Raw genomic sequence first — 22,528 nt, 5'->3', positions numbered from 1 at the left:
TCGGCATCGGGGAGGAACACAGCCAGTCACCCGACGAGAGCTGGTGCCCCAGCCCCGCATCAGCACCCCCGCCGAGACCCCCGACACGTACGAGGGCTTGGAACCATGGGGCCCCGAGCCAGGGCCGGTTGGGTACTCAACAGGTGGCGAGGCTGTGGATATCAACTTCGCCACGGGGACCCTGCCGGCTGTACGCCTGGGATTTGGGGAGCTGTTCGCCCAGGAGCGACGGCGCGCCATTCGCGAAGGCTGGGGGTTCACCGTGGAACTGCCAGCCGTTCTGGAGCTGCTGGAGCAGATCGATGAGGGTCGCGTCAACGCTCTCGACGCCCGAAATTACCTCGCTCAGTCAGTGGATCTGCTGTACGACGCCTTCCGGTGCTTCGAAGCCGAAGACCCCGACGAGCTGCGCGCAACGTGCCGGGAGGCTGGAAGGTGCCCTCTGTGCGACGAGCGCCGCCCGTGGTTCGAGGGGCTTCTGGACGGTTCGGATGCCCGGTGGCAGCGGCTACAGCAGCCGGAGGAGTACCCGTTTGCCGCGGGCCAGCACGGCCTTCACGAGACCACTTGCTCCGTGGTCAGACGCGAGACGCCCTCGAACTACGCCCGGCCGATCGGTGATGCCTACGTCGCCGCGCTGAACGCCTTCTGCCACACCGTCGACCCCCACAGTTCCCGTGAGGACTTCGAAGGTTCTCGCGACTATCCGCGGTTTCAGGCCATGACCGCACAGGAGGCCCGGCAATGGGTCACGGAGCGAACAGGGCCAAAGGGCGGTCGCAATTACAAGCGCTGCCAGAGGTGCGCTCCTCCGCTGTGAAGCGCTGACTCAGGTTAGTGAGCCGCAGCCCGGCCGATGGTCAGCCCCGACGACACTCCGCGGTCTACGCGGCCGGCGCCGCCCAGGCCCGAGCCGCCTCCAGGATCACGTCGAGATGGCCAGCAGCTGCGAGCGGGATGTGCGGGCCGTAGATCCCGCGGTACTCCAACAGGAGGCGCATGGTGGCTGCCTCGCCGGAGTCGGTTCCGAACGTCTCGATCACCTTGCCCATCACCTCCTCATCCGTACCGGTCGGCTTGTTCCACTCCTGGTAGTAGAGCCCGGTGGGTTGAGGCTGTAGAGGGTTCGCGGGCGGGGCGCCTTGATGCGGCGCGGGCCGATTCGCTCAGCTGCGGCGGCGCGGCGCGCGGGCTCGGCGGGCGGCGGGGTCCTTCTTGGCTGCCATACCCGTCACAACGAGCGGTGTGGCGGCAGGCTCCCTGTGCCGTCGGTGCGTCGTTGGGGTGCGGGGCGTTCCTCTGAGCGCGTGGATGGGGCTGTCCGCGCCGTACGTAGCCTCCGAAGGGGTGCTGCCGGTGCTGCACCGGCAGCTCCCACCCCGCCCGGCACCCCAGCTCGCGTAGATCGAGCCAACTCCTGTGACGACGCGGCGAGATCAAGACCGACCTGGGAAGATCGCCCCTGTCGGACCGTCTGAGCTGGAGGGTGGAGTCGTTGCTGGTTCCCCGGGTGTACCAACCGGAGTCGTTCGCGCGTTTCCTCGAACACCAGATGAACATGACGCCGGAGCTGGAGGCCGGTCGACTCAGTGCGGAGAAGGTCGCCGACCTGGCGCTGCTGGCCGTGGCGCACGCACCCGCCTACGCGGCCACCGCCCGGCTCATCTCGCTGATGGCGAGCCTGCCGGTGCCCAGTGACAAGCCGCGCGATTTCTGGTTCGAGCTGTGGCAGGCGGCAGACGATCCGGTCTTGCTGCCCGGCAACCTGCGCCACCAGCTGCTGCGCGCCATCGACGGTGACGGCACCGCCTTGGCCGATCAGCTCCTGCATATGGTGGCGGAGATGAACACCGAGCAGCGCTCGGCGGCCGCCACGGTGATCGGCAAGGCCATCGGCACGAACCACCTGAGCGGCTACAAGGCGGACTACATCGGCGAATTGTGGCTGCGCGACGTGGAGAGCGCGGCCTGGCAGATCCTGCACGCCTACAGCGGCCGAAGGACCTGGGAGGACCAACAGGAGTTCGTCCGCGCATGGCAGCGCGACTGAGAGAGCCGTCCCGCGCCGCTGTTCCCATCGACCGGCCAGCAAGGGCACGTTCTGGAGCGTCCGAAGCTGATCGCGGCCGCCAACGCGAAGGTCCCCGGCGCGACCGTCCACAACCTGCACGTCCTGCCGCCCGCGCCCGTGCAGACCGGACCCGCCACGGCGGCCGCCGACCCGGACCTGCGCCGGCCCGCTGCCCGAGCGCCCCGCGGTCGCCTTTCAGGAACCGGGCGGCCGCATCGATGGCTGACTCTGCCCAGACGACGCGGTACGACTTCCCTCGATGCTCAGGCCCAGCCGGGCCCGCACCTGCTCCTGTGTCGCGTACGCCAGATCGCCAGCGGATTGGCGCGACCGGTACCTGGCCAGGGCTTGCGCTTCTTCCGCTTCGAGGCTCTGCGCCGGCTCCTCGGGCAACGTCGCCATGGCGCCTCTCTTTGAGGGACTTACTGGTGGTCCGCGTGATGCTCGCCAGCGGGCCTTCGACGGCTGCCCGAACAGCGGCTACTGGGTTCTGGTGGAAAGTGAACCATTCCCCGTGGTCGCGCTGAGCGGCGAAGTGGACATGCAACGCGCGCTCCAGCTCCAGGTCACCGTTGCATGACCACAGGATGGACAGCCGGAGCGGGCAGGCCACACACCAGGGTTCAGACCGCGCTACGCAGGCCGCCCGGATCGCTCCGGGCGGCCTGCGCATCTTGCGTCGCTTCTCAGCCAATGCAGGTGGGGAACCGGGCAGGGCTCGGCGCTTCCGGCGTGCTGCCAGCCGGTCCGTCCCATGATCTGGCCTGGGCCACCACCGGCCCCAGGACGGCGAGGAGCATCATGGGTGTGAGCAGCAGCTACCTGACCAAGACGGAAGTCCAGGAGATGCTGGGCGTCAACGCCTTCGGACTGTGGCGGCTGGTGCGGAAGTACGACAACTTCCCGCAGCCGACGGAGCCGCCGTACGACCCGTTCGCGGCGTTCGGTGACAACAAGGATCCTGAAGAGGTCTGGGACGGCACCCAGGTCTACCGGTGGGCAGCCAAAACTCCGGAGTTCTCCCACCGCGGCGCGCTCCTGCTCCGTCCGCTGCCCGAAGACCTCACGCCCGGCCGGTGGGGCGGATACAAGGAGACGGTACGAGGGCCGGCACTGGACTGGCACACCGCTCTTGGGACCCTGCGCATCGTGCACAACGACGACCGGCAGGCCGCCGCCGACGTCGCCGCCGACCTGACGAAGGCCGGCAACCCGGACGGTGTGCGCGTCGTGTGCGCCCTGTACGGCGACATGGGCATCACCGGGCCTGCCCTCGTCGCCGCCGACACCGCCCACCCGGGCATCGAGTACGAAGCCGGCTGGGGCGACGTCGTAGCCCTCGCCGGGCAGCCGCTGCCCTGGTGGCCGGACCTGCTGCGCCTGCCGGAGCTGATCCGTGAATGGAAGCCCGGCGCCCCGGCCGCCGTCGCCCAGGTGCCGGCCAACCGCACCGAGAAGATCCTGCGCCGTGTCGCCCGCAACGACGCCTTCGATGTCACCTCGCACCTGGCTGTGACGGACATGGCCAACGACATCCGCAACGACCGAACCGACAACTGCGAGCACGAGAACGAGATCTTCGGCAGGGATAGGTACGGCGAGTCATCGAACCCTGTCGTCATCGCCGCCGTGCCCGACACCACCGGCCACCCCCTGCGGTCCGGCGGCGACCGAGAAGTCGTCACCGCCGGCTGGCGCAAGCTGGCCCTGAGCAATCACCCGGACGCCGTCGCCGCGCTCGAGGTCGCTGTCGGCCGTGAACCGGGCCTGCTGCCGTACGGGGCACTCACCGAGGTGCCCGACCGGCCCGGCACGATCGTCGAACGGTGGGCCCGGCGGCTGACGATGTGCGACCCGACCGCCGCCCACGCCGTGCTCGCCCACGGCGACTCCGCGGACGCGTTCTTCATCGACCCGCTCACTGACATGCCTGCCCTGCGGACTTCGGGGCAGGGCGGCAAGTCGCTCTGGCGGTTCTACGTCCCGCTGTCGCTGCCGGCCAACGGCGCGGAGCTCGCCTCGGCGGTGCTGCATCACACCATGTGGATCACCACCAGCGACGGCCACGTTCACCCCGCGCCCTGCACACCGACCGCGCACCTGTGGTGGGGCAACGGCGGAGGCGATCGGCCCAGCGAGGCCGCGGCCGTCGTTGACGCGCTTCTGGACGACCTCGCCGCCACGGTGAACCTACGCGAGCATTGGAAGGCCCCCAAGGGCCTGACCACGCTGTTCAACGAGGAGCACAAGCACGGCGCCGAACTCACCCGCGCCACCCTGCTCCACGCCCGCATGACCCCGCCCCGCACACGCTGACCACGCCCCGAAGAACCGCCCGCCGGGCTATTGGCGGGACCGGCGGGCGGCCTGGACGCTCTGCTCCAGAGCGTCCAGCAGGTCGACGGCAGGCTGCTGCGGCGCCGGCAGTTCCGGGATTTCGCCTCCCTCGATCTTGGCCGCCACCAGTTGCTCCAGCGCGTGACCGTACTCGTCTTCCAGCTGATGCACCTCGATCCCGGTGAGCTCGGACAGCAGCAGTTCGGCGAGCTGCAGTTCCCGGTCGGTGACGGGCACCGACGGGCCCAGGTCCCCGGGCTCACGCACTTCGTCGGCCCACAGCAGGGTCTGCAGAACGAGCACCCCGCGTCTGGGGCGCAGGACCGCCAGCCTTTCGCGCTGGCGGAGGGCGATTTTGCAGATGCCCACGGAGCCGGTGCCCGCGAGGGCTTCGGTCAGCAGGACGTATGGGCGGTCCGCGGCCGGCCCGTCGGGGGCCGCGTAGTAGGCGCGGTCGTAGCTGATCGGGTCGATATCGGCGCCCGGGACGAAGCCGAGCACCTCCGCCGTGTGCTTGGTGGGCAGAGGGAGGCGTTCGAGGTCTTCGTCGGTGATCGGCACCAGCCGTCCGTCCGGCAGCTCCACCGCCCGCCCGACGTCGCCGTACGGGATTTCCTCCTGTGCGCCTTCCGTCTCGCAGACGCGCTTGTGACGGATCCGGCCGCCGTCGCGGTGGTGAATCTCCCTGAAACGTCCGCGATGCGACTCGGTCGCAGACACCAGGCGTACGGGCAAGACCACCATTCCGAAGGTGACGGCGCCGCGCCAGACGGTCCGCATCGGCGGGTTGGTTTCCATGCCCCCACCCTCCGGCGGGCGCTGGCAGGACGCACAGCGGACTACTCCACGACGCGCTCCGCCGGGGACCGCCCGCCAGGACTTCCGGCTCGCCCGCGTGGTCTGGCAGCGGCCATCAACCGCGTTCGCGGCGCATTCCCGGGTTGACGGCCCTTGGTGCGATGGGTAGACCCATGGGGCTGACATCTCATCTGACCTGGGAGCCCTATGTTCTCCGCGCGCCGTCTGGCTGCTGTGGCCTGCCCGTTGCTGGTCTTGTCCGCGGCCGCGTGCACTCCCGGCGTTTCCCACCAGGATGCGAAGCCGTCGCCGGGGGATCCCACGGCCTCGCCGTCCGGCGGCGCCGATGACGGCCTTCGGCTGACGGACGCGATCGGCCGGCTGAAGGTGGCCCGCGAGGTCCGCTCCGGATACGAGCGGGACAAGTTCCACCTGTGGACCGACGCCGACCACAACGGCTGCGACACCCGCAAGGAAGTGCTCCTGGCCGAAGCGGTGAAGAAGCCGCGGCAGGGCAAGAGCTGCAAGCTGACCGGCGGCAGCTGGCGCTCGTACTACGACGACAAGACCGTCACCGACGCCCGCAAACTCGACATCGACCACGTCGTCCCCCTCGCCGAAGCTTGGGACTCCGGCGCCTCGAAGTGGACGCCGGACCGCCGAGAGCAGTACGCCAACGACCTGGACGGTGAGCGCAGTCTCGTCGCGGTCAGCCTGGGCCCGAACAGGACCAAGGGCGACAAGGATCCGGCCGAGTGGATGCCGCCGGCCAAGGACGCCACCTGCACCTACGCCACCGACTGGGTCACGGCGAAGCTGCGCTGGCAGCTGTCCGCCGACCGCGCCGAGATCAAGGCCCTGCGCACGACCGCCGCGGGTTGCAAGGACGCGACGGTGACGGTTACGCCGGCGCCGTAGCCCGCCGCTGGCAGGGATCGTCGCGGCGCTCTGCCGGCTCACGGTCAGCGGTCCTTCCAGAGACACGACTTCTTGGGGACGGCGACGGCGCGGGGCTCCGGTAGCTCACAAAACAACGGGGTAGCTCTTGACCTGCGCCCTTGCCGTGGAGTGGTTGGCTCGTGGGCTGAACGGGTGAGGGTGCGGTTAGATGACGGCGCGGTGTTCTCCGAAGAGCGCGAGCTCGCCCAGCTCGACGAGCAGGGCCGCCGCCACTGCGGATGGCGGCCCGGACAAGGCCGGGAGGTGACGGCGCCGGTCAGCCGCAGGCTTTACGACAGTCCCGATGGCCGCGGTCGCTTGAGTGCCGGTCGTCACTGTTCAGTCCAGCGCCGAGGGCGCTGGACTGTGGTGAGGTCCCGTGGGTGGGCTGGGTTCGCCGCGGAGCTGTGCGGCCGCCACGATGCCGCAGTCAGTGAGGCAGCTTCCCCGTGAGGGACTGCCACCTTTTCCGGGCCGCGTCCAGTTCGGCGCGAGCGGTCTTACGCCGGTGGTCGATTTTGTGGAGCGAGGTGGCCTGCGCGAGGTGGAGGCGGGCGGTGTCCCGGGCGCCGGTGTCGGCCAGGGCCTCCTTCAGGTTCTTCTCGGCCTGGGCAGTCAACGCCTTCTGCTGGGCACGGAAGGTGTTCTCCGCGGCGACGGCGTTCTCGATACGCACGGCGAACCGGCGAACGCCGCCCTCCTCGTGCGCCGTGTTCAGGAACGAGGTCAAGCGGACGGATCCGTCCGGCCGGGTGGCGTAGATGTGGCTCTCCTGCCGGTCCTGCTCGAAGCGAATGCACAGGCGGACGAGAGGAATCTCTTCGTCCGCGATCAGTAGTACGTGCTGGTGGAGAGACATCGCCCCGCGCTCCTCCACCAGCTCTCCCCGGCCGGGCCAGCGCACCCGCTGGAGCTCCTCCTGCGCGCGGCGGATCCGCTCGTCGTGCAGCGTCTGCGCCCGGTGCTCCTGCGCCTTGGCCGCCGCCACCCGGCGGTACGAAGTGCTCTCTGCCTCCCGCCACTTCCGCCGGGCCGCGGTCAGGTGCTCTCGTTCGCCGGCGTGCTCCGAGCTGAAGGTGAAGCGCCGGCCTCCCGGGAAGCTGTGGAGCTGCCACCCCGCCCATATCGCGCAGCCGATCGCGATCAGCACCAGTACCCGTACGACGTCCATGAACCCTCCCGAGCAGTTGTGCCGTGCACTGTCCTACCGCTTGTGGCACATCTCAGGAGTGGGTTCTGGACGATCGCCTTGTCGGCCCTGCTCCGCTGCGGACTCTCGGTACCCCGGGACGGAGAGCCGGATGCGGGGGCCAAGGTGTGCCGGCGCTCCCCGCGTCGAGTAGATCGGCATCGGCGAGTAGCGCGTGGCTGTTCCGGGAGTGGGACATGATGGGGCTCGGAAGCGGCGGGGCACTATATCGACACAACGTCATTTGCGGTCGCTTATCGCAAAGTTCGACACGCGTGGTCCGCTGGTGCGGGAAAATTCGCCGCCCTTTCCGACCTCGCGGCAGGTGGTATTGCTTTCGTGTAGCCGATGAACCTCAAACCCGCTTTCGTGACGAACTCGTCGCTCTCTGTGCATGCGAGGGGTTAGGGTCGGCAACGCGAGAGGGCCCTGTGGCGGCGTCCAACCATTCCGCAGGGCCCTCTTGCGTTCATCTGTGACCACGAAGCAAGGAGTGAGAGTGCACCCTCGTTCGCGTCCCGCCGGTCTGACCAGCGGGTTCGAAATTAGCATGCGCCATACGCCCGAGCCCCAAACTCCCGGACTTGTCGACACGACTGTCAACATCGGTGCCGGGGCGTTCGTCGCCGTTGCCTCACTGGGTCTTGTCCTCATCTACGGGCCGGCAGTAGTGCCCGCAATCGTGGTGCTGACGCCGCTCGCCTACGTGGCAAACCGGTCCTACCTCGCTCGTCGCTCGCGGCGCCAGAGCTAACAGGCCCTCATGCCCGGCCTGGTCCGCCGCACCGTCGGCCGGGCCGGGCCGGGCCCGAGCCAAGCCCGCACCCATACGCGGGCCGTTTCGTGGCGCTTGGCAGCGACATATTCGCTGCTGTCACGTCACGAAAACTCCCTGCGGATGAACACAACCGACGTGTTCACGCATCCCTGTTCTCACACGGATAGTCGATGAGGAAGAACGAGCGACCCCTTCGCTGCCAACGATGCCAGCGTGTCTTTCCCCGCCCCCACTCCACCGGGCGCATTCCCCGGTACTGCAGCGGCAGCTGCCGCAGCGCCAGCTACCGGCGCCGTACCTCCACCCCCTCCAGCCCACGCTCGTACGGTGCCGCTTCGGTACGCCTTTCCCGGGCCGTACTGAGCAAGGCTCAGGCGATGGCCAACAATTCCCAGCGTCCGGTGCCGGCTGCCCCGCTGGAGATGCTGCAGATCTGCGTCGCCCTGCGGCGCGACCTGGACGACATCACCGCGGTCGCCGTGCGCCAGGCCCTCGCCGACGGCGCCATCTGGAAGGACATCGCGAAGGTGGTGGGAGCGGCTGAAAGCACCCTCAAGACCAACTACTCGCTGGAGAGAGTGGACAAGATGCTCAAGGCCCGCATGGAACGCGGACCTGCCCGCCCCCGCAAGCCAGCGGTGCCCAAGAACCGGGATGGCACCACGCCTTCATCAGCGCACCCGCTGCTACCGGGCCAGGCCGGCTACCCGCTCTCGTGCGCGCTGTCCTACCTGCGGCGCACGAGCAAGACCACGGTGGGAAGTCTGGCCTACCTCACCGGGGTGTCGGCCTCGTACATCTACCGGATCACCTCCGGCGAGCGGACACCCACCTGGGAGGTCACCAAGCGCTTCGCCCTCGCCTGCGAGGCCGACCCGGAAGACCTGATGTTCCTGTGGAACCGGGCCCACTCCCTCCAGATCCCACCGCCCCGCAGCTACGCAGAAGCGGTCCGTACCCTTCAAGCGGCCCTGCGCGGGCTGTACCTGGCCGCATCCAGCCCCGACCTCCCGCGCCTCCAGAAGACCGCACACCTCACGGCCCGCGCGGCCGAGGCCCTCCTGGCCACCAGCACTGACGCTCCCCCTACCGACTACCACCTGCGCTGGCCGGTGGTCAGGGACCTGACGGCGGCGCTGCAGGGCGACCCGCAGGCCATCCGCCCGCTGTGGGAACACGTCAAATCCCCGCCCGCAGCCGCCGATCAGGGCAGCGACGGAGACGGAGAAGGGCCCTCCTGGCCGGCTGCCGCCTTCGGCTAACCCACTCACCGACACCACACTCCGCACCGAACACCTGGGGGAACCATGCCGCCCGCCTCACTCACCGCCGACGGCTCCAGCCCGCACACCACCCCCGTGCATCCCCCACTCGGCGAGCAGGCCATCACCGTGGTCCTGCCCGCCGACTTCGCAGCCTTCTGCCAGCTCCACCACGAGATCTACCAGCACTTCGCCCACCACCTCCTCGCCAACCACGACACCGCGGCCGACGCCGTCCAGCGCGCCCTGGGCGACCTGGCGGCCTCCTGGAACCAGGCCCTGGCCGGCCACCACACCACCGCCATCGCCTGGGAAGCCCTCACCCACCGCATCCAGCGCGCCCACACCCCCGCCAACACCCCCGCGAGCGCCCTCTACGCCCTCGTCCCCGCCGCGGAGGCCGACGCCGCCGTCCTGCACCGCATCATGAGACTGAGCATCACCACCACCGCCGCCACCCTCGGCACCGAATCCACCACCGTCACCTCACTATTGGCCACCTTCGACCGCCGCCTGGCCGCCGGCACGGCCACGGCTCTGCGCGCATGCTGGCGAGCGGCCCGGCAGGCGTAGCCGCCGGGGATGCGTCGCCGGCGACCGGCGCCCCAGCTCAGTGATCGATCGCGGCGGGGGAGGGGCGCGGGGGCGTGCTCGGAGGGCGCGTGACTCTGCGGGGGCCGCCCTTGTCCCGAGCCGCTGGTCGCGCGATGGGAGAAGCCCCAGCGCCCGCGGTGGAGTGCGGTGCGCCGGGGCTTCAATTCGCCTGAGCCACGGGGGAAGCTGCAGGCTGTCAGGAGGGTGGTGTCGCAGCCAGCCGGGCGCCCTGGATCCGGTCCAGGCGTTCGTACAAGGCACGCACCTGCCGGGCCCGCATCTGCGCACACCGGGCGGTTCCCAGCCGCGGCTGGCCCAGCCGCCGCTCCGCCTCCTCCAGCACCACCTCGGCCAGAACGCGCGGCTCGGCACGCGGTGGAAGGCCCCCGCACAGATACCGGAGCTCGGCTGCCACCACCCGGCCATGCCCGGTGAGCTGGAGGGAGATCTGCTCGAAGTCGCGGGGCTGAAGGGCAGGGGCCGGGCCGGGGCCAGCCCAGCCGATGACAGCTTGCACCAACCCGGCGTGCGCCGCGCGGTCCTGGGACAGGCCCAGCTCCGCGTCGAGCCGGCCGTCCAGGTCGTACACTACGGTCACCGCCCCGCCCCCGCCCTCGAGGCATCCAGCGCATCGGCAGCCTCGTTGATGCGCTGCGCCAGCCGGGACGCCAGCTCCGCGTTACAGCCGCCCAGCTCCACGAAGCCGCGGCCGTTGACCGGATGGGAGCCGCGCAGCGAGGGCAGGACGATGCCCAGCCGGACCAGGGCGGCCGCGAGAGCCGAGGCCGCGGTAGCGCCGGCCAGGTGGGCGTCGCGTTGGGTGTTCTTGGTGGTCGGGCGTGCCATGACGGCCCCTTCATGCGGGCTGCGAACTGCCGTCTCCGGGACGGCAGGAGGAATGACTCCACAGTTCCAAGGCACGCCGTCCCTGTCGCGGGCGCCGGAGCCCAACTTTTGTGGACACCACAGGACGTCGCGACCTGCCCTGACGTCGATAGGCACGGCAGGTGTGGCGCCGACAGCCCATGCAAAACGTCCGGTTGACGCTTGCGCGCTCCGCTGCCGCCCTACCGTGAGGGCAGGCACACCGTCGAGGAGCGGACATGGCCCCACATCCGACCGGCACGAAACGCGACCGGGACCGGCTCAGGCAGGAGATGACGGAGGCCGGCTGTGACCTGGCGCAGATCAGCATGGAGATGCGGACACGCTTTCGCCTGCGCCCACGTGAAGCGTGGCGGCATGCGCACGGCCTGACGCTGCAGGCCGCCGCCGACCGCATGAACGACCTGGGCGGATCACGCCGCGGGGTGGAGGTGGCCGCCGACGCATCGCTCATCGCGAAATGGGAGAAGTGGCCGGCGTCCTCGGGACGCAAGCCCTCCCCGCGGGTGCTGGTCATGCTCGCCGAACTCTACGGGTGTGGTGTAGCCCAGCTGCTCGACTACGAGGACCGCACACACCTCCCGCCGGCCGACCGACAGTTGCTGGAGCCCAGGCCCGCCTCCGCTTCGCCGACCCCTGCGCCACCCCCGGCACCGGTGCTCGCGCCGGAACCGGTGGGCGGTGCCCTGGTGGAGGCCGCCGCGGACGAGTCGGCGGTCTGGGCGATGTGGGCGGAGTCCACTAACGTCGGCGACCTGTCGTGCGAGCAGCTGGCGGCCGATGTCCGCGCCCTGGCCCGTGCCTACGTCGCGGCCGATCCGCCGCTCCGCGTCTTCACCGCGGCCCGGCGCCTGCGGGACAAGATCTTCGGGCTGTTGGAGGGGCACCAGCACCCCCGGCAGACCAGGGAGCTGTACGTGCTGGCCGGCTACCTGTGCGGGCTGCTGGCCTGGATCAGCTCCGACCTGGACGAGCCCCACCAGGCCGACACCCAGGGGCGTGTTGCGTGGCTGTGCGCCGAGCTGGCCGACCATGACGGTCTGCGCGCCTGGACGCTTTCCACGCGGTCGAAAGTGGCCTTGTGGGACGGTCGGATGCGCGAGGCCGTCACCCACGCCCGCCGCGGCGCCGCCCACCGCCCGCCCGGAACGGTGGGGGTGCTCCTTGCGTGCCAGGAGGCCGATGTCTGGGCGCGCCTCGGGGCCATCGGCGAGGCCCAGGAGGCGCTGCACCACGTCGAGGAGGCCCGCGCCGCGCAGCGCGACCCGGACGACGTCGGGGGGCTGTTCAGCTGCGACGACTTCCGGCGCCTCAACTACACGACCGGCGTGGCCATGCGCGTCGGGCGCGCAGCGACGGCCCGGGACGATGCAGCCGCGGCCCTGGCTCTCCCCGCCCGTCGCGCGTACGGGACTGAGGCGCAGATGCGCATCACCCTCGCGTCCGCGCACGTCGCCCTCGGGCACCCCGACGGCGCGTTGGAGGCCCTCCAGCCCGTGCTAGCCCTGGCGCCCGAGCAGCGTCTGGCTCCCGTCGCGGCGAGGCTGCGGGAGTTTGCCGGCGACGTCGCCCGATCCCCGATGGCGGGCAGTCGGGAAACGAGCCACCTCCAGGCGGCGGTCGAGCACTGGTGCCTCGAATCGGCACCCCGCCGCATCGCTCTCCCGTCGGGCCCTCTGGCCGGAGGGGGCGCCGACTGATGGGATGCGGCCCATGACAACCGACTGCATGGCCGATCACTGGTGGTGGCGGCCCGGCTGGGGCCCGGGCGCACGCTTCTTCACCTTCCACTTCACCTTCCCGCAGGCGCGCGCCCTGCACCGCCTGGCCGCCGACTACCGGCGCGCCCTGGCCGACGTCGCCGGCCTCGACCTGGTCCCCGACGAGTGCCTGCACCTGACCACGCAGGGGCTCGACTTCGCCGATCGCGTACCGGACGACGACCTCCGCGTCATCCTCGCCGCCGCCCAACGCCGTCTTGCCGTCATCCCCGGCTTCGATCTGACGGTCCACCGGCCCGAGATCACCCCCGAGGCGATCCGCTGGGAGGCCGCCCCCAGCGGCCCGCCGGCCGCCGTCAGGACCGCGCTGCGCGACGCCATCGGCAGCGTCTGGGCCACCGTCCCAGAGCCCGCCGACGGCTTCGGTCCGCACATCACCATCGCCTACAGCAACGCCGACGGGCCCGCCGCGCCGGTGCGCACCGCCCTCGCTACCGTGCAGGCCGAGCCGGTCACCGTGCATGTGGATCAGGTCGAGCTGATCGTCCTGCACCGGGACCGGCGGATGTACGAGTGGGAAGCCCACACGCAGCTCCCCCTCAGCGGGTAGCAGGAGCAGCCGGTGCGCACGGCGCACCGGCGGCGTAGCACCGGACCTGACGGCGACGTTTCAGGAGATCGTCTAGCGGCGGGGGCCAGGCCAGCGAGACCGCTCGGGCCCAGCTGTAATGCACCGACTCGGTCGACTTTTTCGGCAAGATCCTCGGCGCCGTGCCGGTGGAGACGCTCGTGGTGATCGGATCGGGCTGCGCCGTGGAAGCAATCCCGATCATCATTTAGCAAGCAGGGGGAGGGGCCCGGCGGCGGCAGCATCGGCCGGACGCAGAATCCAGCCGCCGAGCTCACCCAGTTTCACCTACTGCACACCGCCGGAAACATCGGGATCCGGGTCCGAACCGAGTCTGGGCCGCCTCCGGCTTAGTGGGACAGTCGTAGGTGCCAGCCGGCCGGGCTCTGCCCGTTGCCAGTGGGGATGAGGGTTGGCGTGTAGGTCTCAGGGGCCGGGCGGTCGGCGTTCTCCCAGGCCGTGAGCCAGTCCCGCAGGGCGAAAAGCGACGGTGAGTCGGGGCTGTCGGCGAGGATCACGCCGTCCTGCTGGATAACGGCGGCGCTCTCGGTCGTGGAGTGGCCGATGGCCCACAGGTCCGGTCGGAGCCCGGCCATCGTGAGCTGCGGGTTGCCGAGGGCGGCGGCGAACGTGCGCCAGCTGGGCCAGTCGACGTCGACGTCACCGCCCTCGTACGGCTCGGTGTGCGCGGCATTCAGGAGCCTGTCCAGGGCGGTGCGGGCGCCGGTGTGCAGCCGGTCGTCCTGTGCCCGCCAGGCCAGGGAGATCCAGGAGGGGCCGGGGACGCGGTTTTCCCAGTCCACCCAGCGGCCGGGAAGGTCGAGGTCGCCCTTGGGGGAGGCGGTCGCCTCGATGTACCCGCCGGTGAACACCGCCTCCACCACGGGCTCGTCGTTGCGGACGCGGACCTTGGCGACGACTGTCATGTTGGGCACGTCCGCGATCGGCAGCGGCGCGACGATCAGTCCGCCGCCGACGACCTGGTCCGTCCATGCCTTGGGCAGCAGCGGCGGGGTGCACCAGGCCACCATCCGGTCGTACGGGGCCCGCTCACGGAAGCCGGCCGTGCCGTCGGCGGTGAAGCAGCGGGTGTTTTCCAGGCCCCGTTCGGCCAGGATGATGTTGGCCCACCGCGTCAGATAGGCGTCGATGTCGAGGCTGGTCACCTGCCCTTCGGGGCCCACGAGGCGGGCGATCAGCTCGGTGGAGTAGGCCGAGCCTGTGCCGTATTCGGCGACTCGCATGTGCGGCCGCAGGTCCAGGGTGGTCAGTTCGCGGTGGATCACCACGGGGTTGGAGCGGTGCGGCGTCGGGCCGCGGCCTTCGTGGTGGGTGTAGTGGCGCTCGGGGACGTGCTCGGCGGCCAGGGCGACGGCGCTCACGGCTCACTCCTTCGAGGTTGGGTACGCGTATGCGACAACTGCTCCGGGCGAGTGAAGGACACGGCGCCCAGAGAGGCCGGGCGGGTCAGATCGTCAGGGCGGTGTGGTGGTGCCAGCCGGCCCAGGTGTACTCGCCCACCGGGCCTTCTTCGGGCAGTTCGGCCCAGGCGTGGTACTCCACCGGCGGCGGGGAGAACCGCACTCCCACACACCAGTGCAAGCGGCACCCGAGCAGGGCTGCGGCCAGGACCGCGCCGAGCGAGGTCTCCATGCAGGCGGCGCGGCCCGGCCACAGACGGCCGGTGTGCCGCACCGCTTCGACCAGCGCCTCCGCCCGTGCTGCGCTCAGCGGCCGGCGCCCGGCCCGCCGGGCGAAGCGGACTGCGCGGGTGGTGTGGCGGAAAGGCAGCCGTAGCAGCACCAGGGCCAGCGCGAGGCCGGCCGCCGCCGCGCAGCGTTCGAGGAGGGTGCCGGTGCGGACCGTGGAGTACGCCTCCATGCTCGTCATCGCCACCACCCCCACCAGCGGCGGCCGCGGCGCACGGGGCCGGTGGCGGCGAGGCCCTGCACGGCAAGTGCTTCGGCGACGGTGCGGATGTCGAGGGCGGCCTGCTCGGCACCGATGCCATAGCGGGTGGCGTACTGCCCGGTGGCCTCTTCCTCGGTGCCGCCCGCCAGCAGGAGCATCACGGCAGCGGATGCGGTCGGGGGCAGCTGCGTCCAGCGTCCGGTGCGCTCGTCCAAGAGGGCGCCGCCCTCGTCGGTGAGGACCGGATGGGTGCTCTCACGCAGTCGCCACATGGGAGTTCACCTCCCACCAGGCCGGGGCGGTCTCCAGCTGCCGCAGCCAGACTTCAGCGGCGACAGCGAGGTGCAGGGCGCCCTGGGCGGTGGGCTGTCCGGCCGCGGCCCGTTGAAGTGCGGCGGCTACCGGTGCCTCGGTGACCAGGCCGGCGGCGGCCAGCCGGGAGGAAGGGCCGAGCAAATGCTGCAGCACCGGGGCGTGTTCGCGCAGGCCGGCGTAGGAGAGGGCGTTGAAGCCGCCCTTGGTCACCCGCGCCAGAACGAACGGTGGCAGCACGCCGGTATGGGCGAATGCCTCGCCCAGCAGCGGTTTGTAGCGGCCCGGGGTGCCGCGCTGGTCGGCGGGTACGGCCAGGCAGGCCCGGATGATTTCGCTGTCCAGGAAGGGGGCGGCGATCTCGATGCCGTGACCGGCGAGCGCGATCTCACGCCACCCGGCGGTGTTCGCCCCGACCCGCGCGAGGTCTTGGCGGTCTGCCCACGCCGCCAGCCGGGCGGGTGCGCCGGCCAGTTCAGCGGCGACCTCAAGGGCGCTCGCAAGACGGTCACGTACGTCGGGGCTCATCCAGTCGGCGGTGGCCAGCAGCGGCGTCCAGGCCACGGGCCGCTCCGCCTGCGGCACCCACGGGCGCGCAGGGCGCCGCAGTTCGGCCGCGGTCTGCCGCCAGGCCCCGGCCAGGCCCGTACGGGCTGCCGGGCGGGCCCGCCGCAGCAGAGTCAGGGCGGAGGTATGCCGCAGCCGGGCATGGGCCTGTGCGTGCTGCCAGGCGCGACGGTGCTGCCGCTCGCGCAGGAGATCTGCCAGGTAGGAGGAGGGCGCGGACAACACCGCGTCCCCGGCCGCCCCGGTCAGGTGCACACCTGCGCGGTGGCGTGCGGCGAGAGGGTCCAGGACAGCGCGCATGATGGAGGCGGTCACCGCGTACGCGTTCGGGCCGTCGGTGACCGGCAGCGTCGAGAGGTCCTCAAGACCGGCGTAGTAGACGGTCTCGGGGCTCCCGGGCACCGTACGGTGGGCGAGGCCCGGCACCGTGGCCGCGGTTCGCACCGCGTAAGCGAGGTCGTCGTCACGTAGGCGTGCATCGGCGAAGGTCACCGCGGTCACCGGACCGCGCTGGGCGGCCAGGCAGGCCAGCGCGGTGGAGTCCAGCCCTGCCAGATCCGCACTGACCGGCCGGCCGTCACACCTGACACCGACCGCCTCGGTAAGCGCGGCCCGCACCATCGGCGCGGCATCGCGCAGGCCCACCGGCTCGTACTCGGCCGGCTCGTACCGGACGGTGCCCGCGCCCTGTGGGGTGAGCAGCAGCAGGTGCCCGGTCGGCACCCGGCTCACCGAGCGGAACAGGCTCCACTGCCCCAGAACGTCCGGCTGGGCCAGGGCAAGGTGGGCAGCCAGCGCCGTCGGATCGGCCGGAGCCCCGTCCAGCGCCGCCAGAGCAGAGGCGGAAGTCGACCACCATGTCCCAGCGCCTTCGGTCCGCCAGTACACCGGGTGCTGACCGGCCAGGTCACCGATCACCGCCAACGCCTCGCCGCTACGGGCAATGGTCAGGTAGGAGCCGGGCCAGCGGGTCAGCGCTCGCCATCCCTTCGCCCGCACCACCGGCAGGGCACGCTCTAACTGCTCGTTGTCGGCGCCGCATTCGCCGATCACCGCGAGCGCGACGGGGCCCTGGCCCACGGCGCGGACCCGGCCTCCCGGCCACCCGACCGTCCATGTTCCCTCCAGGCCGGATACCGCCCGGCCCCCGGCGGGCAGCCGGTCGTGCCCGGTGCCGCCGAACCATCCCGCGCTCCACCTCATCGGCCTCTCCCCTCTATGCGTTCGTCGAAAGGCGAAGGCGCCGGGCCGCCCGTCCCGTGCCCCAGCACGAGAAGGAACAGGCCCGGCGCCTCCTAGTGCCGGGGCCGGCCGTGGCGCTCATTGCCTGCCGGCCCCGGCAGTCCACGGACTCAGGCGTTCTTGTACTCGGTGTTGTCGGCGGTGTCGAAGTTGTTGGTGCCCAGCGTCACCGCGACGACGTCGCCGGCATCCAGAACGACCGGCGCGCTGTAGACGGGGGTGGTGGTCTGCTCCATGATCGAAACCTCCAGGTTCTTGCGTCCCCCGCACCCGCCAGTGGGCGCGAGGCAGACGGCCGTACCGGGCCGAACAGCAGGGCCGGGGGAACCGCTTGGACCCGCCGCTCGGCCTGACGAACAGTCAACCCACGGCACCGGTAGGGCGGTACGGTGGCGGGCAGGGCAAGCGGTATATCGGGTATACGGGCAGGTGCTCCCATGGCCACGCGCACGCCAAACCAGCAGCTCAAAGAGCTCGTCGCCGAGTCCGGCCTGACCTACGCCGCCATGGCCAAGGCGGTGCGCGCGGTGGCCGCCGAATGCGGCACGTCTTTACGGACCAACAAGTCGACCGTCGAGCACTGGATCGCCGGCGTTACCCCCCACGGCGACACCGGCCGCTACCTCGCTGTCGCGCTGTCCAGGCGGCTCGGCCGCCTGCTCACCCCGGCCGACCTCGGATTAGCTGATCCTGAGGAGGATGACAGCATCGGGCTGGCCCTCGGGGCCGACCCGATCGACGCACTGCTGCCGATGTGGAGGTTCGAGTTGGACCGGCGCCATTTCCTCACGTCCTCCGCGTACTCGGTGGCCGCCGCTGCTTTGCCCCTGACCTACGTGGAGGAGATCGCTGACCGCACCGCTACGGCCCGCTCCGGCCACACCGTCGGCATGGCCGAAGTCGCCGCCGTGCGCGACATGGTGCGCGTCTTCTCCGAGATGGATGAACGCCACGGCGGACAACACGGCCGCAGCGCGCTCGTGCAGTACCTGCGCGACGACGTCGCCCCCCTGTGCCGAGGACGCTTCCGCACCGCGGAAATCCGCCAGCACATGCTCTCCGCCGCCTCCCGCGGCGTACACCTGCTCGGCTGGAAGTCCTACGACGCAGGCCAACAGGGCCTCGCGCAGCGCTACTACCTTCAGTCCTACGCGCTCGCCGCCGAATCCGGCATCACCGGGCACGACGGCTTCGTGATGCGCACGATGGCCATGCAAGGGCTCAAGCTGCACCGGCCCGAACACTGCCTCGGCCTGGCAGAGACAGGACTGAACCGCGCCAAGGGCAAGGTCGACGCCCAGACCGAATCCCTCTTCCGTGCCGTTCACGCCCACACCCTGGCCAAGGCCGGACAGCGCACGAACGCCCTCGCCGAAGCCAAACGGGCGGGTGCCCTGTTGACCGCCGACCCCGGCGACGAAGTGCCGTTCTGGGCCTTGGCCTGGGGACCTCCGGCCGCGTCGGTGTACTCGCGCAACGCCAAGGTCTACGAGACCCTCGGTGACCACCGGACCGCCGCCGAGCAATACGGACGCGCCGCCGGCGCCCGCCCCGCCGGTACCTACGCGCGGATCGTCGCTCTGGACCTGGTCGCCGGCGCCGAAATGCAGCTCAAGCGCGGCCAGATCGAGCAGGCGTGCGCCACCTGGAACCGGGCCCTGGACCACATGGACGGCGTACGGTCCGTCCGCACACGCAAGGCCGTCACCCGCATGCGCGGTGACCTCGCCCGCTTCCGCGCCCGCGGCGTACGCTGCGCGGCCGAACTAGACGAACGCGCCATCGACTTCCTCGCCAGCGCCTGACCGACGGAACCCCTGCTGTCGGCCAGGACCGCGCCGGCGCACGGCACCGACCTGCTGTTTGCCGAAGCGCACCGCGACCAGCTCAGGCATGTCGTGCCAGGGCGAATCCTGCCGACGTCAGGGCGGATCCCGCAGGGGTGTCGGCAGTGAAGTGGCGCCCGCCGCGCAATATGATCGAGCCACGATGGCAGAAACGTTCGATTTTCCGCGTGATCTGGTGAGTGCCCAGCTGGAGCTGAACAGCGTCCGGTCGGAGCTGTCCGCCCTGTACAAGCGCCTGCCCTGGTCGGTGGAGCCCCTGCCGGGGTGGACGCACACCAAGGACGGCGGCCGCTACTTCGAGTCGAAGCGCCCCGACTCCCCGGGCTGGACCGACGAGGAAAAGCGGCAGGTCAACGACTTGCGCGCCCGCCAGATGGAACTCGTCAACCACATCTTCGTCCACGACTTCTGGGCCTCGTGCGCAGACCCCGTCACCGCGCGCTCCGCGCTCAAGCACGTCCCGGCACCCGACGCCGCCCCGCCCCGTGATGGATGACGAGCACGACCTGGCGCCGGACGCGCTCCCGCAGGCCGACGTCACACTTCCGGACGGCCAGCACCTGCGGGCGGGGGTGGTCCGTCGGCGCCGGGACCGCTCGGGTGTGTGGTGGTACGACCTGGAGATCGAGCTGCCCGACCGGAGTGACGACCGCCGACACGGGCCGGCCCTGACCTCCCGCAAGATCAGCTTCTGTGCCCCGCACCCCGTCGTCCAGCGGATCGAGGGGGAGGACTACAGCAGCCTCGACCTTCCCCCGCCCGAGGAACGCAAGCGGTGGCGGCTGTCCCCGCCGCCCCAGGGTGACGGCTGGGCCGATGCCTACCTTCATCGCCCCGACTGCGCGCAGGCGGCCTCGGAGGGCGGCATGGTGAGCGACCAGGAGGCGCTGGCGGCACTCGCCGGGCCGGACGTCACTGTGCCGTGCCCGGTGTGCCGTCCCGAGACCGTCCTGCAACACCCGCGCTGATCTGCGGGTCGGCCCGATCAGTCACTTGCCGGCGGTCCGCCGATGGTGGTCCCGCAAGCTTCAGATTTCTCAGCCCGGCTCCAGGATGTCGTTGGTCTCGTCGACCACCAGCTGAAGGTGCCGACGCAGCAGCCGGATCTGCTTGGCTTTGGACTGTTTGGCGTGCGGGATCACGGTGCCGGTGAGGATGCGGTAGCTGCGTGTGGACTCTCCCGCGATACGCATCAATTCGTATGCCTCCACGGCCTCCTGATCGTATTGCGTGCGGTACAGGTGGCCTCTGGGGGAGTAGGAGTACACAGCGTTGCTGTTCTTGAGGTCGGGGAGGGTTTCCCTGAGGTAGCCCAGCCCTCGCCGTACCTGCGAGGTGGTGAGGCCGGTGGCATCGATCAAGTCGTACAGGGTCAGTCCGCGGGCGCCGGCTCTGCGCAGAGCGTCCAGGACGCTCCGGGCCGTCTGCTCTGGCTTTATGTGCGCGGTCATGGTGCTCGTCTCCTAGCGCCCCGGCTGGACCAGGGGGCGCCACCGCGCGCCCAGCTCCTTACCTTGTCCAGCTATGTGCAGTTGCGTCTGTTGACTCCCTCGCGGGTGCGCGCGTCAGACGAGGCAGTGCGAGTCGGGTACCGGTCACGTCTCTCCCTCGATCAACCGCGCCAGCGCTTCGTCCATGTCGGTGCTTCCGGTCCGCAGGACGTGCTCGGTCCACTCCACGGCTGCGGAGACCCGTTGGAGCCCTTCGCGGATCGAATCCTGGGCGTCCTCGGACAGCTCGGCGAGGTGGAGGCCGGGAAGGGTCCTGCCGATGCCGTGTGCGAAGGCGTGGCACAGTCCGAGAACCCTCAGGACTTCGGACTGCTCGTCCAGACGACGGACCTCGGGACGCTTCCTGGTCGTCTCGTGCGCTTCACGGATCTCTTCCGTCTGGGCACGGTTGAAGCTCTCACGGACGTGAGGCTTCTTCGCGACCTGCCGCAGGACCGGTTCCCGGCGCATTGCCCGTTCGACGACCTGCACCGCCACCTGCTCGTCGTCCAGAAGATCCTCGATCTGTCTGAGCTGCTCCTCGATGGACTCCGGCACATGGATCTTCTGCCCAAGAACACGACGGGCTCCGTCGACCGTCCACCGGTTCGTCCCGGTACGCCGGTGAAGCGGTGGATGGTTGATCATCATGAAGCGGTCCGGATGGTGCGACAGGAGGTAGTGCACGGTCCAGCAGACATCCTTGTTGCGCTTCGCCTTGGGCCAGGCGCCTGCGCAAAGGCGGTACTGCTCGAAGCGCTCTGCGTCTTGACCGACTTCTTCGGCGAAGTTCGCCAGCAGCTTGTACGCCTTCATGGGCAGCCGCTTGCCTTTCGGCGGCAGTGGAACCAGGGTCAGCCCCAAGTCGCCCAGCTTGAACTGGGCGGAGCCTTCCGATCCGGTCGCCCGCTTTCCCTCCGCGACCAGGTCTTTCCAGTCTTGGGAGGTGTAGTCCGTGGCCAGCGTCGAAGTCATAAGGGGACCTCCAAAGCCCACCGTATGTTCGATTATAGGGTGAAGTGGATTAATCGGTCATTTCCCTTGCAGCTTGAAGGCGTGAGGGGGTGTCCGCGCACCTGAAGCGGTCAGCGCGCCGCCGTGTGACCGACAGTCGGGGGAGGTGGCACCCACCGTGCCGGAGGGTGCCGTAGCGACCGCGAATCTGACGCTGTAGTGCCGCTATAGTTCATCTATGGCTTCGACGACGATTCAGGTGCAGCGGGAAACCCGCGACCACCTTGCCGAGCTCGCCAAGGAGCGCGGCGTGAGCATCGGCCAGCTGGTCGAAGCGCTTGCCGCCCAGCAGCCGACTGCGGCACAGCGGGCAGAACGGCTGGCCGCGGACCGGGAGCTCGTACGCCGCATGATGGGCGTGGACATCCCCGACGAGGAGTTCGAGCAAGCCCCCGACGTGCTCGGCAACATCTACAAGATCGCTGCCGAGAAGGTCCGGGCCGCCAGAGGCACCGCAGCGTGATCATCCTGGACACCAGCGCCGTCAAGGCGCTCGCCGGCGGCCACAAAACGCTGAACCTCCTGGTCGGCAACATGGCGAAGACGCCCGGCGAACACCTCAGCATCCCCGCCCTGTGCCTGGCCCAGGCCGAAGCCGGCGAAGAAGGACTCTCGCAGCGCGTCCTCGCCTTCTCCTCCGTGGTCGTCGACAGCCTCGACACCATGGCCGCCGTCAGCGTCGGCACCATGATCCGCGACGGCTACGGCGGTCCGGACACCTGCCACGCCCTGTACTGCGCACTGCCCCGCCCCGAGTTCACCGGCATGTCGATCCTGCTGACCGGCAACGAGGACGCCTACCCGCCCGGCGTCGTCACCGTCGACATCGACTCACCCGGAATGCTCGGCTTCCACTGACGGCCGTGTGGCTCTTTCGGGCATACGAGACTCCGGCCACCGCCCTGCGGAGGCTCAGCAGACCGCCTGGACGACGCCACGCTCC

At 70.3% G+C, this 22,528-nt stretch carries 25 protein-coding genes; 13 read left to right on the top strand and 12 right to left on the bottom strand.

All coding sequences use genetic code 11. The features are described 5' to 3' along the window. The first annotated feature begins 154 nt into the window (after positions 1-154). The gene (locus Scani_RS16320) at positions 155-820 is read left to right on the top strand and encodes a hypothetical protein (RefSeq protein WP_159476246.1); all 666 of its coding nucleotides are present in this window, start codon (positions 155-157) and stop codon (positions 818-820) included. 64 nt (positions 821-884) lie between these two features. On the opposite strand, the gene Scani_RS16315 is transcribed toward Scani_RS16320, so the two are convergent. After that, entirely contained in the window at positions 885-1,043 is a 159-nt protein-coding gene (locus tag Scani_RS16315; protein ID WP_159476243.1) for a hypothetical protein, read from the bottom strand. Positions 1,044-1,495: 452 nt separating this feature from the next. Between Scani_RS16315 and Scani_RS40250 the strand changes: the two genes are divergently transcribed. Both Scani_RS40250 and Scani_RS16305 read left to right on the top strand, forming a co-directional pair. Beyond that, positions 1,496-2,050 (top strand): hypothetical protein, encoded by a 555-nt coding sequence (locus tag Scani_RS40250; RefSeq protein WP_174872708.1) that lies wholly within the window; start codon positions 1,496-1,498, stop codon positions 2,048-2,050. 822 nt (positions 2,051-2,872) lie between these two features. After that, complete coding sequence (locus Scani_RS16305; protein ID WP_159476240.1) at positions 2,873-4,387, top strand: hypothetical protein; 1,515 nt, start codon at positions 2,873-2,875, stop codon at positions 4,385-4,387. 27 nt (positions 4,388-4,414) lie between these two features. Here Scani_RS16305 and ku read toward each other — a convergent pair whose 3' ends face one another. Further along, positions 4,415-5,206, bottom strand: a complete 792-nt coding sequence (gene ku, locus Scani_RS16300) for a non-homologous end joining protein Ku (RefSeq protein ID WP_159476237.1) — start codon at positions 5,204-5,206, stop codon at positions 4,415-4,417. A gap of 207 nt (positions 5,207-5,413) precedes the next feature. On the opposite strand from ku, the gene Scani_RS16295 reads away from it, so the two are divergent. Beyond that, positions 5,414-6,124 (top strand): HNH endonuclease family protein, encoded by a 711-nt coding sequence (locus tag Scani_RS16295; protein WP_159476234.1) that lies wholly within the window; start codon positions 5,414-5,416, stop codon positions 6,122-6,124. A 451-nt stretch (positions 6,125-6,575) separates the two neighbouring features. On the opposite strand, the gene Scani_RS16290 is transcribed toward Scani_RS16295, so the two are convergent. Further along, positions 6,576-7,316, bottom strand: coding sequence for a hypothetical protein (locus Scani_RS16290; protein WP_159476231.1), 741 nt, complete (start codon positions 7,314-7,316; stop codon positions 6,576-6,578). 1,173 nt (positions 7,317-8,489) lie between these two features. Here Scani_RS16290 and Scani_RS16285 point away from each other — a divergent pair. Beyond that, entirely contained in the window at positions 8,490-9,374 is an 885-nt protein-coding gene (locus Scani_RS16285; protein ID WP_159476228.1) for a helix-turn-helix domain-containing protein, read from the top strand. Positions 9,375-9,419: 45 nt separating this feature from the next. Continuing rightward, positions 9,420-9,947, top strand: a complete 528-nt coding sequence (locus Scani_RS16280) for a hypothetical protein (protein WP_159476225.1) — start codon at positions 9,420-9,422, stop codon at positions 9,945-9,947. Between the two features lie 217 nt (positions 9,948-10,164). Here Scani_RS16280 and Scani_RS16275 read toward each other — a convergent pair whose 3' ends face one another. Next, positions 10,165-10,566, bottom strand: a complete 402-nt coding sequence (locus Scani_RS16275; protein ID WP_159476222.1) for a DUF6415 family natural product biosynthesis protein — start codon at positions 10,564-10,566, stop codon at positions 10,165-10,167. Further along, positions 10,563-10,814, bottom strand: a complete 252-nt coding sequence (locus tag Scani_RS16270) for a hypothetical protein (protein ID WP_159476219.1) — start codon at positions 10,812-10,814, stop codon at positions 10,563-10,565. Before Scani_RS16270 ends, Scani_RS16275 begins: the two co-directional genes overlap by 4 nt. Positions 10,815-11,071: 257 nt before the next feature. On the opposite strand from Scani_RS16270, the gene Scani_RS16265 reads away from it, so the two are divergent. Both Scani_RS16265 and Scani_RS16260 read left to right on the top strand, forming a co-directional pair. Next, positions 11,072-12,553, top strand: a complete 1,482-nt coding sequence (locus Scani_RS16265) for a helix-turn-helix domain-containing protein (RefSeq protein ID WP_246295911.1) — start codon at positions 11,072-11,074, stop codon at positions 12,551-12,553. A 13-nt stretch (positions 12,554-12,566) separates the two neighbouring features. Continuing rightward, positions 12,567-13,184, top strand: coding sequence for a 2'-5' RNA ligase family protein (locus Scani_RS16260; RefSeq protein ID WP_159476216.1), 618 nt, complete (start codon positions 12,567-12,569; stop codon positions 13,182-13,184). 368 nt (positions 13,185-13,552) lie between these two features. Here Scani_RS16260 and Scani_RS16255 read toward each other — a convergent pair whose 3' ends face one another. The 5 genes from Scani_RS16255 to Scani_RS16235 all read right to left on the bottom strand — a co-directional run bounded on the left by Scani_RS16255 (position 13,553) and on the right by Scani_RS16235 (position 17,470). Then, positions 13,553-14,584, bottom strand: a complete 1,032-nt coding sequence (locus Scani_RS16255; RefSeq protein WP_159476213.1) for a protein-L-isoaspartate O-methyltransferase family protein — start codon at positions 14,582-14,584, stop codon at positions 13,553-13,555. An 85-nt stretch (positions 14,585-14,669) separates the two neighbouring features. Beyond that, on the bottom strand, positions 14,670-15,092 hold the full coding sequence (locus tag Scani_RS16250) for a lasso peptide biosynthesis B2 protein (protein WP_246295910.1): 423 nt from the start codon (positions 15,090-15,092) through the stop codon (positions 14,670-14,672). Next, positions 15,089-15,385 (bottom strand): PqqD family peptide modification chaperone, encoded by a 297-nt coding sequence (locus tag Scani_RS16245; protein ID WP_159476210.1) that lies wholly within the window; start codon positions 15,383-15,385, stop codon positions 15,089-15,091. Before Scani_RS16245 ends, Scani_RS16250 begins: the two co-directional genes overlap by 4 nt. Continuing rightward, complete coding sequence (locus tag Scani_RS16240; RefSeq protein WP_159476207.1) at positions 15,369-17,195, bottom strand: albusnodin/ikarugamycin family macrolactam cyclase; 1,827 nt, start codon at positions 17,193-17,195, stop codon at positions 15,369-15,371. Before Scani_RS16240 ends, Scani_RS16245 begins: the two co-directional genes overlap by 17 nt. Before the next feature lie 149 nt (positions 17,196-17,344). Next, a complete protein-coding gene (locus Scani_RS16235) occupies positions 17,345-17,470 on the bottom strand; it encodes a lasso RiPP family leader peptide-containing protein (protein ID WP_159476204.1) in 126 nt (41 codons plus the stop codon). 201 nt (positions 17,471-17,671) lie between these two features. Here Scani_RS16235 and Scani_RS16230 point away from each other — a divergent pair, with 201 nt between their 5' ends. The 3 genes from Scani_RS16230 to Scani_RS16220 all read left to right on the top strand — a co-directional run bounded on the left by Scani_RS16230 (position 17,672) and on the right by Scani_RS16220 (position 20,049). Then, positions 17,672-19,039, top strand: a complete 1,368-nt coding sequence (locus Scani_RS16230; RefSeq protein WP_159476201.1) for an NsdA family TPR-like regulatory protein — start codon at positions 17,672-17,674, stop codon at positions 19,037-19,039. 184 nt (positions 19,040-19,223) lie between these two features. Continuing rightward, on the top strand, positions 19,224-19,577 hold the full coding sequence (locus Scani_RS16225; protein WP_159476198.1) for a DUF8825 domain-containing protein: 354 nt from the start codon (positions 19,224-19,226) through the stop codon (positions 19,575-19,577). Beyond that, complete coding sequence (locus Scani_RS16220; protein ID WP_159476195.1) at positions 19,570-20,049, top strand: DUF6233 domain-containing protein; 480 nt, start codon at positions 19,570-19,572, stop codon at positions 20,047-20,049. The genes Scani_RS16225 and Scani_RS16220 overlap by 8 nt, the downstream gene beginning before the upstream one ends. Positions 20,050-20,118: 69 nt before the next feature. Here Scani_RS16220 and Scani_RS16215 read toward each other — a convergent pair whose 3' ends face one another. Beyond that, positions 20,119-20,532, bottom strand: coding sequence for a hypothetical protein (locus tag Scani_RS16215; RefSeq protein ID WP_159476192.1), 414 nt, complete (start codon positions 20,530-20,532; stop codon positions 20,119-20,121). A 144-nt stretch (positions 20,533-20,676) separates the two neighbouring features. Further along, positions 20,677-21,546: a DUF6192 family protein gene (locus Scani_RS16210; RefSeq protein WP_159476189.1), complete on the bottom strand. Its 870-nt coding sequence runs from the start codon at positions 21,544-21,546 to the stop codon at positions 20,677-20,679. Between the two features lie 217 nt (positions 21,547-21,763). Between Scani_RS16210 and Scani_RS16205 the strand changes: the two genes are divergently transcribed. After that, entirely contained in the window at positions 21,764-22,048 is a 285-nt protein-coding gene (locus Scani_RS16205; protein ID WP_159476186.1) for a hypothetical protein, read from the top strand. Continuing rightward, positions 22,045-22,443, top strand: coding sequence for a hypothetical protein (locus Scani_RS16200; protein ID WP_159476183.1), 399 nt, complete (start codon positions 22,045-22,047; stop codon positions 22,441-22,443). The genes Scani_RS16205 and Scani_RS16200 overlap by 4 nt, the downstream gene beginning before the upstream one ends. Positions 22,444-22,528 lie beyond the last annotated feature (85 nt).

The organism is Streptomyces caniferus, from assembly GCF_009811555.1.
Lineage (GTDB): Bacteria > Actinomycetota > Actinomycetes > Streptomycetales > Streptomycetaceae > Streptomyces > Streptomyces caniferus.
The sequence above is the reverse complement of the archived record's forward strand: the minus strand, read 5'-3'. Positions and strand labels throughout refer to the sequence as shown.

Excerpts from the sequence above, each read along its gene's own strand:
- Scani_RS16240 (WP_159476207.1), bottom strand. The coding sequence starts at position 17,195 with ATGAGGTGGAGCGCGGGATGGTTCGGCGGCACCGGGCACGACCGGCTG.
- Scani_RS16215 (WP_159476192.1), bottom strand. The coding sequence starts at position 20,532 with ATGACCGCGCACATAAAGCCAGAGCAGACGGCCCGGAGCGTCCTGGAC.
- Scani_RS16285 (WP_159476228.1), top strand. The coding sequence starts at position 8,490 with ATGGCCAACAATTCCCAGCGTCCGGTGCCGGCTGCCCCGCTGGAGATG.
- Scani_RS16205 (WP_159476186.1), top strand. The coding sequence starts at position 21,764 with ATGGCTTCGACGACGATTCAGGTGCAGCGGGAAACCCGCGACCACCTT.
- Scani_RS16245 (WP_159476210.1), bottom strand. The coding sequence starts at position 15,385 with ATGTGGCGACTGCGTGAGAGCACCCATCCGGTCCTCACCGACGAGGGC.
- Scani_RS16220 (WP_159476195.1), top strand. The coding sequence starts at position 19,570 with ATGGATGACGAGCACGACCTGGCGCCGGACGCGCTCCCGCAGGCCGAC.
- Scani_RS16250 (WP_246295910.1), bottom strand. The coding sequence starts at position 15,092 with ATGACGAGCATGGAGGCGTACTCCACGGTCCGCACCGGCACCCTCCTC.
- Scani_RS16260 (WP_159476216.1), top strand. The coding sequence starts at position 12,567 with ATGACAACCGACTGCATGGCCGATCACTGGTGGTGGCGGCCCGGCTGG.
- Scani_RS16230 (WP_159476201.1), top strand. The coding sequence starts at position 17,672 with ATGGCCACGCGCACGCCAAACCAGCAGCTCAAAGAGCTCGTCGCCGAG.
- Scani_RS16280 (WP_159476225.1), top strand. The coding sequence starts at position 9,420 with ATGCCGCCCGCCTCACTCACCGCCGACGGCTCCAGCCCGCACACCACC.
- Scani_RS16305 (WP_159476240.1), top strand. The coding sequence starts at position 2,873 with ATGGGTGTGAGCAGCAGCTACCTGACCAAGACGGAAGTCCAGGAGATG.
- Scani_RS16235 (WP_159476204.1), bottom strand. The coding sequence starts at position 17,470 with ATGGAGCAGACCACCACCCCCGTCTACAGCGCGCCGGTCGTTCTGGAT.
- Scani_RS16265 (WP_246295911.1), top strand. The coding sequence starts at position 11,072 with ATGGCCCCACATCCGACCGGCACGAAACGCGACCGGGACCGGCTCAGG.
- Scani_RS16290 (WP_159476231.1), bottom strand. The coding sequence starts at position 7,316 with ATGGACGTCGTACGGGTACTGGTGCTGATCGCGATCGGCTGCGCGATA.
- Scani_RS16270 (WP_159476219.1), bottom strand. The coding sequence starts at position 10,814 with ATGGCACGCCCGACCACCAAGAACACCCAACGCGACGCCCACCTGGCC.
- Scani_RS16295 (WP_159476234.1), top strand. The coding sequence starts at position 5,414 with ATGTTCTCCGCGCGCCGTCTGGCTGCTGTGGCCTGCCCGTTGCTGGTC.
- Scani_RS16210 (WP_159476189.1), bottom strand. The coding sequence starts at position 21,546 with ATGACTTCGACGCTGGCCACGGACTACACCTCCCAAGACTGGAAAGAC.
- ku (WP_159476237.1), bottom strand. The coding sequence starts at position 5,206 with ATGGAAACCAACCCGCCGATGCGGACCGTCTGGCGCGGCGCCGTCACC.
- Scani_RS16225 (WP_159476198.1), top strand. The coding sequence starts at position 19,224 with ATGGCAGAAACGTTCGATTTTCCGCGTGATCTGGTGAGTGCCCAGCTG.